The organism is Rhodococcus sp. 06-235-1A (genome assembly GCF_002258785.1).
Lineage (GTDB): Bacteria > Actinomycetota > Actinomycetes > Mycobacteriales > Mycobacteriaceae > Rhodococcoides.
Genome location: NZ_NOYI01000021.1, coordinates 494,656 through 510,602 on the forward strand (window position 1 = coordinate 494,656; position 15,947 = coordinate 510,602).

The 15,947-nt window shown below is 63.3% G+C and carries 19 protein-coding genes; 6 read left to right on the forward strand and 13 right to left on the reverse strand.

The annotated features are described in order from the left end of the window. Positions 1-83: 83 nt before the first annotated feature. Genes CH275_RS21410 through CH275_RS21425 form a run of 4 tightly spaced genes read right to left on the reverse strand, consistent with a single transcriptional unit; the run spans position 84 to position 3,506 of the window. The gene (locus CH275_RS21410) at positions 84-890 is read right to left on the reverse strand and encodes a class II aldolase/adducin family protein (RefSeq protein ID WP_094680211.1); all 807 of its coding nucleotides are present in this window, start codon (positions 888-890) and stop codon (positions 84-86) included. Next, positions 890-1,723 (reverse strand): ABC transporter permease, encoded by an 834-nt coding sequence (locus tag CH275_RS21415; RefSeq protein ID WP_094680212.1) that lies wholly within the window; start codon positions 1,721-1,723, stop codon positions 890-892. The genes CH275_RS21410 and CH275_RS21415 overlap by 1 nt, the downstream gene beginning before the upstream one ends. Then, complete coding sequence (locus tag CH275_RS21420; protein WP_094680213.1) at positions 1,720-2,526, reverse strand: ABC transporter ATP-binding protein; 807 nt, start codon at positions 2,524-2,526, stop codon at positions 1,720-1,722. Before CH275_RS21420 ends, CH275_RS21415 begins: the two co-directional genes overlap by 4 nt. Continuing rightward, positions 2,523-3,506 (reverse strand): ABC transporter substrate-binding protein, encoded by a 984-nt coding sequence (locus CH275_RS21425; RefSeq protein ID WP_094680214.1) that lies wholly within the window; start codon positions 3,504-3,506, stop codon positions 2,523-2,525. The genes CH275_RS21420 and CH275_RS21425 overlap by 4 nt, the downstream gene beginning before the upstream one ends. A 291-nt stretch (positions 3,507-3,797) precedes the next feature. Between CH275_RS21425 and CH275_RS21430 the strand changes: the two genes are divergently transcribed. After that, the gene (locus CH275_RS21430; RefSeq protein WP_094680215.1) at positions 3,798-4,772 is read left to right on the forward strand and encodes an ABC transporter substrate-binding protein; all 975 of its coding nucleotides are present in this window, start codon (positions 3,798-3,800) and stop codon (positions 4,770-4,772) included. 129 nt (positions 4,773-4,901) lie between these two features. Continuing rightward, positions 4,902-6,263: an alpha/beta hydrolase gene (locus CH275_RS21435; protein WP_143546845.1), complete on the forward strand. Its 1,362-nt coding sequence runs from the start codon at positions 4,902-4,904 to the stop codon at positions 6,261-6,263. A gap of 25 nt (positions 6,264-6,288) precedes the next feature. Here the strand turns inward: CH275_RS21435 and CH275_RS21440 are convergent, their stop codons facing one another. Further along, positions 6,289-6,954 carry an SDR family NAD(P)-dependent oxidoreductase gene (locus CH275_RS21440; RefSeq protein WP_094680217.1) on the reverse strand — a complete coding sequence of 222 codons (666 nt, stop codon included), beginning with the start codon at positions 6,952-6,954 and terminating at the stop codon, positions 6,289-6,291. A gap of 118 nt (positions 6,955-7,072) precedes the next feature. Between CH275_RS21440 and CH275_RS21445 the strand changes: the two genes are divergently transcribed. Then, entirely contained in the window at positions 7,073-7,645 is a 573-nt protein-coding gene (locus CH275_RS21445; RefSeq protein WP_094680218.1) for a TetR/AcrR family transcriptional regulator, read from the forward strand. Between the two features lie 13 nt (positions 7,646-7,658). Here the strand turns inward: CH275_RS21445 and CH275_RS21450 are convergent, their stop codons facing one another. The 6 genes from CH275_RS21450 to CH275_RS21470 all read right to left on the reverse strand — a co-directional run bounded on the left by CH275_RS21450 (position 7,659) and on the right by CH275_RS21470 (position 11,779). Next, positions 7,659-8,411 (reverse strand): ferredoxin reductase, encoded by a 753-nt coding sequence (locus CH275_RS21450; RefSeq protein ID WP_094680219.1) that lies wholly within the window; start codon positions 8,409-8,411, stop codon positions 7,659-7,661. Between the two features lies 1 nt (position 8,412). After that, positions 8,413-9,012, reverse strand: a complete 600-nt coding sequence (locus CH275_RS21455) for a sulfite oxidase-like oxidoreductase (RefSeq protein ID WP_094680220.1) — start codon at positions 9,010-9,012, stop codon at positions 8,413-8,415. A 70-nt stretch (positions 9,013-9,082) separates the two neighbouring features. Continuing rightward, on the reverse strand, positions 9,083-9,373 hold the full coding sequence (locus tag CH275_RS21460; RefSeq protein ID WP_143546846.1) for a hypothetical protein: 291 nt from the start codon (positions 9,371-9,373) through the stop codon (positions 9,083-9,085). A gap of 209 nt (positions 9,374-9,582) precedes the next feature. Beyond that, positions 9,583-10,056 (reverse strand): hypothetical protein, encoded by a 474-nt coding sequence (locus CH275_RS21465; RefSeq protein WP_094680222.1) that lies wholly within the window; start codon positions 10,054-10,056, stop codon positions 9,583-9,585. Positions 10,057-10,233: 177 nt separating this feature from the next. Then, entirely contained in the window at positions 10,234-10,389 is a 156-nt protein-coding gene (locus CH275_RS29625; RefSeq protein ID WP_179276267.1) for a hypothetical protein, read from the reverse strand. Between the two features lie 103 nt (positions 10,390-10,492). After that, on the reverse strand, positions 10,493-11,779 hold the full coding sequence (locus CH275_RS21470; RefSeq protein WP_094680223.1) for a competence/damage-inducible protein A: 1,287 nt from the start codon (positions 11,777-11,779) through the stop codon (positions 10,493-10,495). A gap of 23 nt (positions 11,780-11,802) precedes the next feature. Between CH275_RS21470 and CH275_RS21475 the strand changes: the two genes are divergently transcribed. Beyond that, a complete protein-coding gene (locus CH275_RS21475) occupies positions 11,803-12,213 on the forward strand; it encodes a hypothetical protein (protein ID WP_143546847.1) in 411 nt (136 codons plus the stop codon). Between the two features lie 84 nt (positions 12,214-12,297). On the opposite strand, the gene CH275_RS21480 is transcribed toward CH275_RS21475, so the two are convergent. Further along, complete coding sequence (locus CH275_RS21480) at positions 12,298-12,813, reverse strand: hypothetical protein (protein ID WP_094680225.1); 516 nt, start codon at positions 12,811-12,813, stop codon at positions 12,298-12,300. A 10-nt stretch (positions 12,814-12,823) separates the two neighbouring features. Further along, positions 12,824-13,510 (reverse strand): hypothetical protein, encoded by a 687-nt coding sequence (locus tag CH275_RS21485; RefSeq protein ID WP_143546848.1) that lies wholly within the window; start codon positions 13,508-13,510, stop codon positions 12,824-12,826. Between the two features lie 309 nt (positions 13,511-13,819). Here CH275_RS21485 and CH275_RS21490 point away from each other — a divergent pair, with 309 nt between their 5' ends. Both CH275_RS21490 and CH275_RS21495 read left to right on the forward strand, forming a co-directional pair. Next, a complete protein-coding gene (locus CH275_RS21490) occupies positions 13,820-14,479 on the forward strand; it encodes a response regulator transcription factor (RefSeq protein WP_094680227.1) in 660 nt (219 codons plus the stop codon). A gap of 13 nt (positions 14,480-14,492) precedes the next feature. Further along, the gene (locus CH275_RS21495; RefSeq protein WP_094680339.1) at positions 14,493-15,881 is read left to right on the forward strand and encodes a sensor histidine kinase; all 1,389 of its coding nucleotides are present in this window, start codon (positions 14,493-14,495) and stop codon (positions 15,879-15,881) included. Positions 15,882-15,947: the final 66 nt, after the last annotated feature.

The following is a 15,947-nucleotide window of genomic DNA, read 5'->3' on the forward strand; positions in this document are numbered from 1 at the left end:
GGCCCTCGTTCACTTTTTGTTCGGGTTTCGGGGTCCACTGAGTGAACCCGTTTCGAGGTGTTAACAATGATGGCCGGTAGCGATCAGTTCTCGATCGAGGGCCGGGCGTCGAAGATGTCCGACTCCTCTGCAGCAATTCTCTGGATGATGGTCGAGTAGGCGAACCAGCCCACCTTGTCCACCCCGACCGCCTCGAACGTCTGTGCCGCAATTTTGTCGTGCAGCACCACCGGATCTCCGGCCGCACACGCGGCCAACTCGGCTTGCATCGACCGTTCCATCGAGTCGTACCACCACACGGCCGCCTCGACCGAGGTTCCCACGGTGAGGTGGCCGTGATTGGACAGGATCACGGCCTTGTTCGTACCCAGCGCCGCGGCAATTCTGGACCCTTCCTCGGCGTCGAGCGCGACTCCGTGGTACTCGTCGTACAGTGCGTGGTCATGGTGAAAAGCGCAGGCGTCCTGAGTGATCGGCTGCAGTAGCCGGTGCAGGGACGAGAACGCTTTTCCGTGGAGCCCGTGTGCGTGTACGGCTCCGATCACGTCCGGGCGGGCTTCGTGCACCTTGGAGTGGATGACGAAGGCCGCTCGATTCAGCGGTCCCGATCCGGACAGAACGGTGCCGTCGGCGCCGACGTGCAGTAGCTCCTCGGGCCGCACCTGGGAGAAGTGGCGTCCGAACGGCGCGGTCCAGAACGTATCGGGATCTTCGGGGTCACGGGCGGTGATGTGGCCAGAGATGCCCTCGTCGAGGCCGAATTTCGACAATATGCGATAGCCGCCCACTACCGCGATCTTGCGTCGAGTCCGCTCTTCTGTGCTGCTCAGGCCAACGGGTGCATCCGGTATCGAGGCCAGTTCGGCAATGGATTCGGCCGAGTCCGGCATCACTTGACTCCGTAACGGCCGAGGAACCGCCTGGACAGCAACCTCAGTACGCGGTCGAACAGAAAGCCCATGATTCCGAGGGTGATGATGCCGACGAACGTCCAGTCGATGCGTCCGTAATTTCGCGCTTGCCAGATCATGGAGCCGATGCCCGCATCGGCGGCGACGATCTCGGCCGACACGATGGTCAAGAAGCTGTTACCCATGGCCAACCGAGCTCCGGTGACGATTCCCGGGACCGTGGACGGCAGTACCACCGTCTTCATGATCTGTAGCCTGCCTGCGCCGAGGTTCGTCGCCGCCTGCAGCTTGTTCTCGCTGATCGCAACTGTCGCAGCGATCGTACTCACGGTCACGATGAACACCGAGGTGTAGAAGATGAGGACGACTTTGGACGTTTCGCCGATGCCGAACCACACCACCGCCAGCGTGACGAACGCGATGGGCGGGATGAACCTGAAGAATTCGATATACGGATCGAGCAACTGGCGGACAATATTGATGCGGCCCATCAGGATTCCCACCGGCGCGCCCACGATCACGCCAAGAACCCACCCGATGAGGATGCGTTGCCCGGACGCCTGAATCGATGTCCACAGGACCCCGGTGTCGGACAGTTCTTTCGCAGCCGAGACGACGGCCGCAGGCGATGCCATCGTCGTCGGTCCGTACCACCACGCCAGGAACGACCAGAGTGCCAGACCGATTGCTGCCGAGACGATGAACAGAGCAGCGGTACGCAGCGCAGACTTTCCCGCACCCCATGCTCGGTTGCCCCGACCAGGCTTGGTCGGCGACGCAGCCTCGGTGCGTCCAGCGATCACGGCGGTCATAGCGTTTCCTCCTCGATACCTTGATTGCGAAGCGAGGCGACCACTTCGGCTCGAATGTCGTCTCGTAGTCGTTCGTAGAGTTCTACGACGGCGGGATGATTGCGGTCACGTGGACGTGGGGCATCGACCTCGTACACGCTCTTGATGCGAGCGCTCGGACCGGCCGTCATGACGACGACACGGTCGGCCAGGGTGATCGCTTCGTCGATGTCATGGGTGACGAACACGACGGTGCATCCGGTGCGCCGCCAGATTCGATCCAGTTCGGTTTGGAGAACTTGACGCGTCTGGGCGTCGAGGGCACCGAACGGCTCGTCCATCAGCACCAGGCGAGGTTGGTTGGCGAGCACGCGCGCGATCTGGACACGTTGTTTCATACCACCGGACAATTGCGTCGGGTACTTGCTGCCCGCGTGCTTCAGGCCGACCATGGCCAGGTACTCGGCTGCGATACGAGCCTGTTCGGACTTGTTCGATCCGTGCATTCGGGGGCCGTAAGCAACGTTCTGGCTGACGGTCATCCACTCGAACAATGCTTCGGAACTCTGGAACACCATGCCGGCGTGGGTGTTGTTTCCTTTCACCGACTCGCCGTCGCGACTGATGTCGCCGGCTGCCACCGACACGAACCCGGCCAGGGCCGACAGAAGCGTCGACTTACCGCACCCACTCGGCCCGAGCAGACAGACGAACTCGCCCGGTCGAATGTCGAGGTCGATGCCGCTGACCACCTCCAATTCGCCGAATCTGATGGCTACGTCGCGTGCCTCGATCGGAACGCCCTCCACTGTGTCCACACTCATCGCGATCCCTCCGTCGACCAACCGACGAGGAGCGCCGTGTTCAGGTCGGGTTGGTTGTTCATGGCGCCGATCTCGGTGTAGAAATCGACCACGCTCTGTGCATCGGCAACACTGGTCGGCGTCAAATCCTCGACTGCATAATCGATTTCGTCGATCGACTTCACCGTCTGGGCTTCGTCGACATTCACTGCGGTCTTCGTCGCCGCCGCCGCGGCCTGCGGGTCGGCTTCGACCTCTGCCGTTGCCTCGGACAACACGTCTCGAACTGCCCGTGCGGTGTCCTCGTTGCCATCGAGCCACGACTGGGTCGTGATCGCCCAATGGTGGTAGTACCAATCGAAGTCACCGGTGGTCGCGACGACCCTGCCGGTTCCCTGGTCGATCGCAGCGCTCGGCCAGGGCTCCCACATCACGTATCCGTCGATGTCACCGCGGCTGAGCAGTGCGGGCATGTCGGTCGGGGTTGCCGAGATCATCTCGACGGAGTCGGGGGAAACACCGTTCGCTTCCAGGTACTTGACGGTCGAGATCTGGCTGAGTCCGGCAACGATGCCGAGCTTGCGTATCGATTGCGGACCGTCGACGCCGTTGCGGAGTACGACTTTGATGTATTTGCCCGACGACTCGTACGAGTACATGGCACGAAGCGCGGGGTTCTGTTGGAGCTGAGCGATCGTGGTCGTATCCGAACTACCTGCCATCTGTACCTGGCCGGTGGACAGTGCATCGACTGCTTCGCCACCTCGGCCGAACTGAACCAATTCGACATCCAGACCGGCCTTTTCGAAGAGGCCTTGTTCGTCGGCCAAGAAGAACGGCGCATACGACGCGTCGATGCCGACAGCAATGCGAATGCTGCCGGTGGAACTGGCCGCAGCCGCGGACTCGGTCGCTGGGCGGCTGCACGCACCTGCGAACAAAGCGGTGATTGCGGCGATTGCAACAAGACTCGATCTGCCGATTGTCGATCGTGGGGCCATGGGCGCACGCTTTCCTTACTGTGATCTGGACCGCATTCGCGGTGGTGTGAAGCAAAGCTAGTGGCGGTCCGAGACCACGCCCACCAACGCGGTCCACCGTGCGGACCCGACCGATGTCTTTAACGTGGCCGAAACCCAGCGCTTGACGATGTCGGATGAATTCGTAGTGGGGTCTGGTGGCCGGACCGTCGGACGTACACGTCAGCGCGAATGCCGACATCATCATGTTTTCCGATACAAGGGACTCCTGCCGCATCCGTTTCGACCGCACTCAACATCGAAAGGTGAAATATGCTCTTCACACGCACTTTCCCGACCGTAGGTCGGGCGCTGGCCGTCGTCGTGGCCTCGGTGGTCGTGCTCACAGCAGGCTGCTCGCGACCGGCCACCGAAGCAGCGGCGACCGCTGATCTGGTACGAATCTCGGTCGGTGTCGACCCGTCGTACGCGCCGATCTTCCTCGCCGACAGTGAGGGAATGTTCGAGGCCGCAGGCCTCGATGTCGAGGTCATCCAGACGGAGGGCGGTGCGGCCGGTGCGCAGAACGTGGTGGCAGGAACGTCGGAGCTGTCCGGCAATGCCGATTCCACCGCACTGACCGTCATGGCCGCGAACCCGAGTCTTCGTGCCCTCGGGGTGTTTCAGGATTCGGACCGCTACTTCCAGGTCGTCCTTCGGGACGGGGTCGCACCGGCGGACATCGAGACGATGGGGGTTTTCCCCGGTATCGGCCTGTACTTCACCGATCTGTACCTCCGGAGCCTGGGGAAGGATCCCGCTTCGGTGACTCTGGTGACCACGAGCCCGCCGGAGCAGCCGGCGCTGTTGGCGCGCGGTGACATCGACGGACTCATCTCGTTCGACCCGTGGGTAGCGCAAGCGGAGGATGCCGGGTCGACAGTCGTCGCGACGACCGGTGACTTCGGTGCGAAGTACTCGCAGTGGATCATCGCGTCCGAGGGTTGGCTCGCGGCGAACGAGGAACTGGCCGGAAAGGTGTTCTCGGTAATTGCCGAGGCGTCTGCCATCGTGAACACCGATCCGGCTCGTGCAGCGAGGGCGGTGTCCTCGGAAATCCAGATGGATGCCGCCGAAGCGCAGGATCGGGTGTCGCAGATCGATTTCGATGGTCGAGACTTCACCGAAGCGGACGTCCAGCAAGCTCAGAACCTGGTCGACTTCTTCACTGAACAGGGCAAAATGGCGGGGCCGGTCGATCCGTCGACGGTGCTGCTCAGCGGCTGGGTGGCTCAGCACGCAGGCTGACCGCGATACCGAGACATCGTTGCGCACGCCACCCACCTACGCTCGTACGTGATCATCGGTCGTCGATGTGCAAATGCTGGGGGGAACGTGCCACATGAGATCGGCGGTGGGCATCGCACGGGAGCAACGGTGGCCTCCCTCGCAGCCACCGGTTCCGTAGGTGTCGTGCTGGCATGGCTGGACATCGTCCTGATCCGTCACCGGTTCGCGCTGGGATTGTGGATCATCGCGGTGGCGCTTCTTGCCGTCTTTCTCGTCCGATCGCGCGTCGGCGGAAAGCTCGCAGTGGTGGGGACAACGCTCGGTGTATCCGTCGTGATCACGCAGGTCGCCTGGTTGGGAACGGGCATCCACCCGCTGGGGGTGATCTGTTCGATCGTGGCGATCGCGTCGGGATTCGCATCGCTCGTTGCGGCGTGGTCGATGCGAACCACCGACAGATGGCGTCGGGCTCGTCGCGCGGTGAAGGTCGCAATTGCGATTCCGATCGGCTGTGCCGCCGGGGGCGCAGTTCTGATATCGGCGTTGATGATCACCCTGGCGGCGAGTCCAGCACCGGTGGTTCGAGCGCTGCAAGATTTCGCCGACAGCAATTCCTTCGAGTCCCGCACGCCGATGAGCACGACAATCTTCGCTGGAGCGGGATTGACCAGTGACATCGAGTACGGGTCGACGCTTCCCAACTCGTATCTCGACGTATATATCGCCGACAACGATCGCTCCGTAAGTCGGCCCACATACGTCATGGTTCACGGTGGAGGATGGGTTGCCGGCGACAAGGCAGACGGTGATCCTGGATCGTCGACGGGAAGTCCGTACTTCGCTGCGGGAGCGGGTCCAGTGCTCGGTGCCGGTTACAACCTGGTGTCCGTGAACTACGCGTTCGCACCGGAGTACCGTTTTCCCACGCAGACAAGGCAACTGGGCGAGGCGCTCCAGTTCTTGAACGCGAACTCAGACCGATACGGTCTGGACATGAGCCGTATCGTGCTCGCCGGAAGCAGCGCGGGCGGCCAGATCGTGGGCAGTTACGCCAACGTTCAGACCAACCCCGAGTATGCCCGCGCTGTGGGGATAGAACCCACGATCGATCGAAGCGCGTTGAAGGCCATGGTGTTCGACAGCGCACTCCTCGATGTCGGTAGAGCCGGTACGCCGCAATCCCCGAGTCCGTCGAACGGGTTCGGATACGAACTCGGTGCACGCAGCTACCTGGACACCACCGATGCAGAGTCGTTGGCGCTGGCCAATGTCGTCGACCACGCCACATCCGACTTCCCGCCCAGCTTCATCGCCGACGGCAACACCGGGACTTTCCCAGACCAGGCAGCCGAGTTGAGTGCCACGCTGGACCGAGTGGGTGTCGAGAATCGCCTGAACTTGTACAGCAGGAACGAGGCGACACTAGACCACGCATTCATGGTGACGGGATCACGATGGACCGAAGAGTACAACCGGTCGAAAATCGAGTTCCTTCGCGACGTCGTCTGATCCATCCCGAATCCCCGAAGGGGGATCAAGCGTCGTACGCGACGTAGTGCAACTCGGCATCCCGGCGCTCGTCGTACAACTTCGTGTACGCCTTCGCGATGATGTCCGGTTCTGCCTCGGGGTGACCTCCCCCGATGAGGGCGGTGATGCCGACATGGGCGACGTAGACGCCCTTGGGTTCGAGGGCGTTGTGCAGATTCAGTGTCCAGTTGCGAAGACCCGCGGCGGCGATGTTGATGTTCCCCAGGAACGGCATCGGACTGATCGAGCCGCCGCCGGTGGTCACGAGGATGGTTCCGGTGCCGGCGACGACCATGGCGGGAATCACGTCGCCGATGGCGCGGAGCGCTCCGCCGAGATAGAAGTCGATCTGCGGCTGCAGGTTCTCGAGGGTCACGTCGAGTACATCTACGGGAACGAGAGTTGGGTCCGCCGGGGAGAACTCGAGCACATCGATCGGTCCGAGGTCGGCCTTGATCCGGCCGAGTGCGGCGGTGATCGTGTCGGGCCGACTCACATCGGCGGCGAAACCTCGAGCTCGGAATCCTTCCTCGGTCAAAGTGTCGGACAAGGCATCGAGCTTGGCCTGGTTGCGGGCGACGAGTGCGATGTCGAAGCCTTTGCGGCCGAAGGCACGAGCGATGTCCAGACCGAGGCCGGGGCCGGCACCGATGATGGTGATGAGAGGCATGTGGATCCTTTCGCGAACCGCCGAATAGGCGGCGCAGGTACGTGATGGGCTAAGTTGAGGTCGGCCTCATCTAATTCATGCCTTAACTTGAGGCCGTACTCAACATCTAGGAGTTGGCATGGTCCCCGACAAAGGCCTTCGTCGAGACGCGCAGGCGAACCTGAGCAAGCTCCACTCGGCGGCTCTTCGAGTGTTCGCCGAGCGTGGGTTGGGAGCTCCCTTGGAGGACATTGCTCGGGAAGCAGGCGTGAGCATCGGCACGCTCTACAACCGTGTCGGATCGCGCGAAGCACTCATCGACGCGGTCGTTCCCGCTGTCGCGGGCGAGAAGCTCAAGGCACTGACCGCGCACACGCTGTCCCAGGGATCGCCCCGCGCGAGGTTGCAGACGTTCGTCTCCGGCATGATCGATCTTCAGCTGAGCGACCCGGCGCTGAACGACGCCATGCTCCGACGGTTTCCGAACGCGACCACGTTGATCGACGCCTGCGAGCGTTCTACGGCTCTGGGCGGTCGACTCGTGGAAGAGGCACATGCCGCCGGGGTGCTCTCGACGTCGTTCACCGCGGATGACCTCATGGCGATGTTGTGGATGGCAGGCACGTCGAGCCGCGACGAGGCGGCACCGCCCGGCTGGCGTCGCGTGGTCGACCGCGGTCTCACCGCAGCGTGGACGACTTCGATCGATTAGCTGGGGGCCTCCGTCAGCTCGGTCCGAAACGCTCGGTTCGGATGTTCGCTGCCGAGTGACCTCGCTCCACCAGCATGTCGGCCACTGTGTCGACGAAGCTCGTTGGGCCGCAGATGTAGCATCGCGGCTCGAACTCCGCCGGCCATCCATGGGCGTCGAGGTCTGCGACCGTGATGCGGCCGAGAGGCCGCCGGGCACCGGCGGGAGCGCGCCGCGTGTGGATCATGGTGACGTCCACGCCGGCCGGAGGGTGAGCCCACTCGTCGGCGAAGTAGACCTCCGCGGGTTCGCGCACCGAGTACAGCACCCGGAAGGGCACCCGACCGCCCGTCGCCGAAGCCTGCGCGCGAACCATCGCCCGGAGCGGGACGATGCCGGAACCGCCACCCACCAACAGGATCGGCGGGGAAGCGGTCTCGGAGGGCTGGGACGGTCTCCAGACGAACCATCGACCCACCGGCCCGCGGATCTCGATGCGATCTCCGACCTCGACGGACTCGACCAGGTAGGGCGACACCTCGCCGTCTGCGACATTCTGGACCGCGATCTCGATGCGCGACGTGCCGTCGGGAGCCGACGCCACGGAGTAACTTCGCTGCGCGCTGTAGCCGTCCTCTGCAGTGAGCTTGACGTCCACATGCTGCCCGGCAAGATGGCCGGGCCATCCTTCGACGTCGAGAACGAGGGTGGACGCGGTGGGTGTCTCACGCCGCACGGCCGCCACCGTGGCAACGAGCCAGGGTTTTGCGCCGGCTACCTGTGTCACGTCAGTCGCCCTGGTAGCGCTGCTCGCGCCACGGATCTCCGTAGTCGTGGTATCCACCGCGCTCCCAGAAGCCTTGTTCGTTCTCGACGGTGAGCTCGATGCGTGAGATCCACTTCGCCGATTTCCAGAAGTACAGATGCGGGACGAGAAGCCGTGCGGGACCACCGTGTTCGCGAGCCAGGGGAGCGCCGTCGAACTCGGTGACCAGCCAGGCCTTCCCATCCCTCAGGTCCTCGAGGGGGAGGTTGGTGGTGTAGCCGTCGAAGCCGTGCACAACGACGTACCCGGCATCGGTGTCGAGTCCGTCCAACAGAACGTCCAGGCTGACGCCCTTCCACGTGGTGTCGAGCTTCGACCACTTGGTGACGCAGTGGATGTCGACGGTCGGAGTGTCGTGCGGAAGTGCGGCAAATTCGTCCCAGGTCCAGCTGCGAGTCTCGCCCCGTTCGGTGGTGATCGAGAACGACCACGTGTCGGTCGCGACCACGGGCGCAGGCCCGATCGCGAGGACGGGAAAATCCTTGGTCAGATACTGACCGGGGGGAGTGCGCCCGTCGTCGCCGCGTCGTCGGCCCACGAAGCCTTTCGAGATCAATGCCATGGTGGGAAATTGTGCTCTCGTGGTCGGGAGCCTGACAAGTCGGGACTTGCCGGCAATGGCACCGGCTCGATCAGGGGCCTCCCTGCAACGTGTACTGGTGGTACGAACCGTCTCGCCACTCGAGCTCCATCTCGGTGGGTGTCGGGTATCCGCGTGCTCCGTAGATGTCGTATCCCAGCGGCCACATGTGGCCTTTCACTTCCCACTCGATGCCCTCCCTGTCGGGGAGGTGCGTGGAAGGCGGGAAATTGCTCGGCTTGTAGTTGCGGCCCGCCACCGAAATGTTCGGAGGCGGATCCAGGAACCACGACACAGTGTCGTAAGTCTGCGCAAACCAGGCGAACAGGACAGCAGCAAACATGTACGATACCCCAACGACGGCAATCAATTTGAGCTTCATAGGGTGCCTGGGATTCGGTCGGATCGGGCATCGGTGGCTTTGTGTTTTCGGACGTAACGGATTTCGCGGACAATCTGTGTACTTGTGAAGTCGATTGTCGTGGTCCACAACGTTTGTACATGACAGACCGTATTGTCCGTGGATTCCTGCTGAGGGTGATGGATCTGTGGTCAGTCGGTCAGTAGCCCTATCTCGGCGATGATCAGGTCGGTGCGCGGATCCCGCCACACCGCCGTGCCGTCGCGGACCACAGGCAAGAGCAGTCGCTTTTCCTGAATCGGCCACTGGATGTACGGGTAGTAGCCCGCAAGTTCGCCCTGCACCGCGTCGGCGATGACAACGGTGGCGTCGGCGATTGATTGATCGATGTGCACTGCGCCGAAAGTGAATCCTCGGAACTGTTCGAGGCCGACAGGCGCGTGCCACGGGCCGGGCTCGAGTCCGACATGGCAGTCTCCAGACTCCAGGAGTGCGATCGTCCACTGCGACCGCTCGATGTGTTCGTCGGTGCCGTGCTTGCGGCAGTACAGATCACGGCCTACGGCACCGCACGCGTCGACAATCTGTGTAGGTGCTCCGTCACCGGAATCCGGGACGAACGGTAGCCGCCACTCCTCGACGTACTCGTGAATCGGCCAAAACATGACTCGAGGCTGGCACGTATCGGCTCGCAGGCGGTACCGAATTATTGCCGGATCAGCATTCTCCGGCGGGGAGTTGCGGTGAGTTCTGCCATCGGCTCGGGTCGTCGGTGAGGACGATGGCACCGAAGATCGACGTCGCCATGCGACTCGACCGACCGGTAGCCATCGGGCACCAGCTCAGTGCTGTGGATTGCCGTCCTCCGGAGGGTGCGGCACGTTCTCTTCGTCCACGTGCGCGCCTTCGACCGCATCGGTCTCGGGCGTGTGGTCCCGCGGGCCGTCGTTGCTGCCGTGGGAGGGGACTGCTTCGCTTGCATCGCTCGGCATCGTCATGGAATCTCCTAGTGGTCGAGGCGACCGGTCGCCGGTATCAGGACCTTTCGGGAGTGCCCCGCCGAGCGAAGAACTACACCCCGCCGGTCACTCGGCGAGTTCGTCACCATTCCGACTGCAACGCGTCGGCGATCATGTGCATTGCCGCTGTGGTGGACAGCGCACGCACGCTTGCTCGGTCGCCGGGGAGGTGGAGCGTGCGGGTGACGGTCGGTCGGTCGGCAGCGGCAATTGCGAAGCAGACGGTGCCGACCGGTTTGAGTTCGGTGCCGCCGCCCGGTCCGGCGATTCCGCTGGTGGATACCGCGATGTCGACGCCCAATCGGTGCCGAGCGCCCTCGGCCATCGATGCAGCCACCGGCTCGCTGACGGCTCCGTGCTGCTCGATGGACTCGGCGGGAACGTCGAGTAGACCCGTCTTCGCCTCGTTCGCGTACGACACAACAGCGCCGATCACATACGCCGACGAGCCTGCGCGGTCGGTGAGTCGTGCCGCGATCATGCCGCCGGTGCACGATTCCGCTGTGGCGATTCTTCGGCCGGTCAATCGGCCGGCCACGATGTCGTCGATGGTGGATCCGTCGGTCGAAAAGACTTGTGCACCATGATGTTTGTCGATGAGTGCGACGAGATCGGAGTATGCGGTTGCTGCCGACTCCGCATAGCGGGTCACCATCTCCAACTCTCCGAGACTCAGGCACGTGGTGATCTCGAGAGCGTCGAATCCTTCGATCTCGATCTCTGCCGTCCGCAACGTTGCGGCGAGGTCGGCCTCGGACAACCGGTAAGCGCGAATCGTGTCTTGACGGATCCGACAGCGTCGCGTCAATACCTGGGCGACGGGCGCACTGTCGAGTGCCTCCGGCCACATCGCCTGCAGTTCGCGAGGCGGTCCGGGCAGTATCAGCACCACGGGAAGTGTCCCGGAATCGTTGGCGGGTATCGCCACGCCGGGGGCAGTTCCGGTCGGTGAAATCGATTGCGCGCCTTCGGGAACCATAGCTTGCTTGCGAATTCCCGCCTTCAGCGGCTCGGAGTCGACAGCCGAGCTGAGCCGGCTGCGCCAACGCGCAACGATCTCCGAGATCCGCTTCTCGAGTCGAACATCGAGGTGCATCTCTCGGCCGTACAGCGCAGCGACAGTCGCCACCGTGAGATCGTCGGCGGTCGGACCGAGTCCTCCGGTGGTGACGATCAGATCGACGCGCTGATCCGCGAGAAATCGCACCTGTGCCGTCAGGTCATCGGGTCGGTCGCCGCAGATCGTGATGTGTGCGACGTCGACGCCCAGCTCGAGGAGTTGCTGGGCCACCCACGGGCCGTTTCTGTCGGCGACCCGACCGGCCAGCACCTCGGTCCCCGTGACCACTACACCCGCTCGCACACTCATTCTTCGACCTTACTGACTGGGGCGTGCCGGTGCCTTCGGCGGTTTGCCAGGGTGGAAGAAGTGACATCGACCGCTACCCAGTAGACAGCCTTGACCGCCACCGAGACGCCGCGCCGGGGAAGATTGCCCCCCGCATCGGCCTCGTATTGCAGATCCTCGTCATGGGCTGCCTCCTGTTCGATGCGGTCAGCCACAATCTGAACCTGCAGGTGGTGAACAATGCATCGGTCGACCTCGTGCTGCGCGACGAGATGGCTCCGAGCACCGCCATCGTCATCCTGGTCGTCTCGGTTCTCTACGTAATTTCCGCAACGTCGACCATGGGTGCCATCGTGCTCACCGGCTGTCTCGGCGGTGCGGTGCTGACCAATTGGCGCGTCGAGAAGCCGCTGCTGAGCGTCGGTCGTTCGCTGGAGCAGACACTTGTCCCGTGATCACGGGATCAAGAGGAGCTATGGTCTTCGAGTTCGATTTTACCGAAACAACCTGCCCCAGAACGAATTGGGTCCGGGGCGTCCTCAGGCCACGGTGAACCTCACTGTGTTTCCGGCCGGGTCGAGCAGAGTGGTGTTCAGGGGTGAGTCCGTTGTCACCGTCAGCCCGGCGTTGCCGGATCCGATGTCGATGGCGAGTTGCTTGCTCCACTCGCTACCTTCGGGCGGAACCGCCCCGACAGATGCGGAGTTCAGGTGGACCAGCCACGTGCCGCCGGTCGGCTTGTCACCGCTGTACGGATCGACCCACGGTGCGTCGAAGTTGTTCATGTTCACGTACACGGTGAGTGGGCAGTTGCTGACGAAAAACGTCTGCCAGGTCAATGTCACTACTGCGATGCCCGGACGGTCATGCGGGGTGTACACGTTGCCACCGACCTCGCCGGCGCACGGCAAAGACAGCTCTTGTCCCAGTGAGATGTTGTAGGGGAGGGGAGTGAACTCTTGGTGGTGTGCTGATGCCACCGAGGGTGCGCCGAGAAGAACTGCCGCGAGTGCGGCTCCGACGACGGATACTTTCACGGTCCACGATCGAATCACGAACAGGACACTACGGGAACGATGTGGGTCGATCGTCGACGTGCGCGAAGTTGATTCGCCTCGGTGCGTCGGGGTCGCGTGGGGGTGGCTTCTGCCGTTCGGCAGCAGCGGCGAACCAACCGCCTTCGGGAATGTCGATTTCGGGAATCTCGCGATTGCTCATGTCGATCTGCGTCGCGGTTTCGGGATCGGGATCGTCCCACAGAGTCGTCACATCTCGCGCTGCAGCGGCGAATTCGGTGGCATCGATGATGTACCGCGTTTCGTCTATTCCGAAGTACGGCCACGCGAAGTGAATGCTCATCGGGCCGGGGGCAGGTACAGCCGTGAGCACGAGTCCGATCCGCCCGTGAATGCCGCTTCCGTTGCCACCGTTCGCCTGTAGGCTTCCGGGTCGGCCGGGAAGGTTGTTGGAGACATTGCCCTGTGCATCCTCGAAGCCGATCAACATGGGTGGGGTATGGCCGGATTCGGGCTTTCCGAAGCCGTACATACCGAGGAAGCGATCCGTCATCGGGACCGCGGCTTCGACCGACAACGTCACGCAACGGCTGTAAATGTGTGCGCCGGTGAGCCATACCGCAATGGTGTCGGTGTGCGCGAGTACGAGCCGCAAGGGCACCACGACCGGAATCTCGTTGACCGGTACGCCCTCCAAGCGGACTGGCACTGGGGTCGAGCCGGGTTCATTGCTCACGCCAGCCACCTTGCATCAACGCGTGCGGGTGCGCAAGCAAGGGGGTTGCAATCGATATCGCGCTGATACCCGGCTTTCGCGCAAGCGCGCCCGCCTGACCAACTGGGTGCTCGCGCGGGCCGCGGGTGTCGAGCGACGCTGATCATCTTCGTCGATCCATGCCGAACCTGAGCGTTCATTACCGTTGCCCAACGGCAGGATCCCGCGCATTCCACCCGATCGTGAACACTCACGTGCGGGCGCGTGCCCCGCCCCGTAGCCAGCAGCTCACGCCGCACCGGCAGCGTCCCGTGGCCTATCTTGATCTCGATGCGCATTGCTGTGGTGGAAGACGACGACGGAGTCGGTGACGCGTTGGTCGACGCGCTGACCGAGGTGGGGCACGCACCTGTTCGAATGCGTCGTGGTGCCGACCTGTTGCTCGGATATCACGAGATGGATGTCGTTCTGCTCGATCTCGGGCTGCCCGACATGGACGGCCTCGAGGTTCTGCGCAAACTACGGACTCTGAGTTCGGTCCCGGTGGTGGTGTTGACTGCACGGGACGACGAACGCTCGGTGGTTCGGGCACTGCGGGGTGGTGCGGACGACTACGTCGTGAAACCCGCTCGGTTGGGTGAACTGCACGCCAGACTGGAAGTGGCCGCGCGTCGTCGGAGAGCGACGAACGACACCGCCGCAGACAGGCTGGTTCTCGGCGACATCGCCGTCGACCTCGTCGGTCGAGGTGTCGAAATCGGCGGGCGCGATATAGCGCTGACGACCAAGGAGTTCGACCTTCTGGCTCACCTCGTGACGCGACGGGGCGAAGCGGTCAGCAGGGAGCAATTGATGGATGCCATCTGGGGCGACGCGTACGTGGCGATTTCGCGGACGCTGGATGTGCACATGACGGCATTGCGTTCCAAACTCGACCGACCCGGCACCATCGTCACCATTCGCGGCTTCGGCTACCGCTGGGACACCTGACGTGCGCGGCCGCATTCTGCTGGTGTTGATGATCTACTCCACCGTCGTTGTGCTCGCACTGTCGGTGCCGTTGGCACTGCTGGTCGGTCGGGAGCGGGCGCAACGATTCGGTGAGAACAGGGCCTCCGCGGCAACGTTCTTTGCCGATCTCAGTTTGCGCGAGGACGAATCGGGTGAGCCTCGTCTGCTGGAGTCGGTGCGGCGCTACAACGATCTGTACGGCGAGGGGATCGCCGTCGTGGATCGGACCGGAGCGGCTCGGGCTCTGTCGGGCCTGGACCTGACGCGTGCGGACGTGCAACAGACCGTCGCAGGTGCGTTGCGAAATCAGCGCGGTGACCTCCCGTCGAGTCTGACGCCGTGGTCGCAATCAACGGTGTTGATCGCTGCACCGGTCGGCGGGGGAACGCAGGTCGACGGCGCGGTGGTCCTCGCGGCATCCACCGACTCGGCGCGTCGTGACGTCGCGTTCGCGTGGATGGTCATCGCCGCTGGTGCCCTGCTCATTCTCGCTACCGTGGCGGCGATCGCGGTTGCGTTGTCTCGCTGGGTAGTTCGACCATTGACCGCCCTGTCTTCGCGCGTTCACTCGTTCGGCGGCAAGTTCCACGATCAGCTACCGATCGACGAGGTCCCGACGACCGAACCGGCCGCCTACGACGGGCCGCCGGAAGTTCGAGAACTGTCCCGCGCGTTCGACGCCATGGCCGACGATGTCGAGGCGGCCACCGCGGCGCAGCGTCGACTGGTGGCCGACACTGCTCATGCACTGCGCAATCCACTGGCAGCGTTGAGGATTCGAATGGACGTGCTGGGAATGCGGATTCCCGATTCGGCACACGAGGTGCACCTTCGGACCACCGTCGAAGTCGACCGCTTGAGTTCGGTGGTCGAAGATCTGCTCGTACTGGCCGCCGCCGAGACACCGGCGAGCAGCCGAACGATCGGATGCGAGCTGGGAGCAGTGACCACCGATCGAGTCGAATTCTGGTCGAGCACAATGACTGCGGCCGGCATCGATGTTCGCCTCGACGAGCCGGATTTCGAGGTGGGGCTCCGTGTTGCGATACCGGAGGACGATCTGATCCGAATTCTCGACGCCCTGCTCAGCAATGCCACCAAGTACGCCGGCGAGGGTGCCCATGTCGAGATCGGTTACCGCACACTCGGCACCGACGCAATGGTCTGGGTTGCCGACACCGGACCGGGTGTACCCGCGGACGAGCTGCCGATGATCGTCGATAGATTCTTCCGGGCGTCGACTGCGCACGGCGCGGGCACGGGTCTCGGCCTCTCCATCGTGCGGGCATTGACCGAGCGGACGGGTGGTCGTCTCGAGGTGAGTGCGCGTCGGCCATCGGGACTGCGGATCGAGCTGCGTCTACCGACCACCGATTCCTAAGGGAGTGTTAGGAAATCCGAATCGGCTTGGTTCCAGGCTGTGCTTGCCGTCACAGTAGGGGGACTT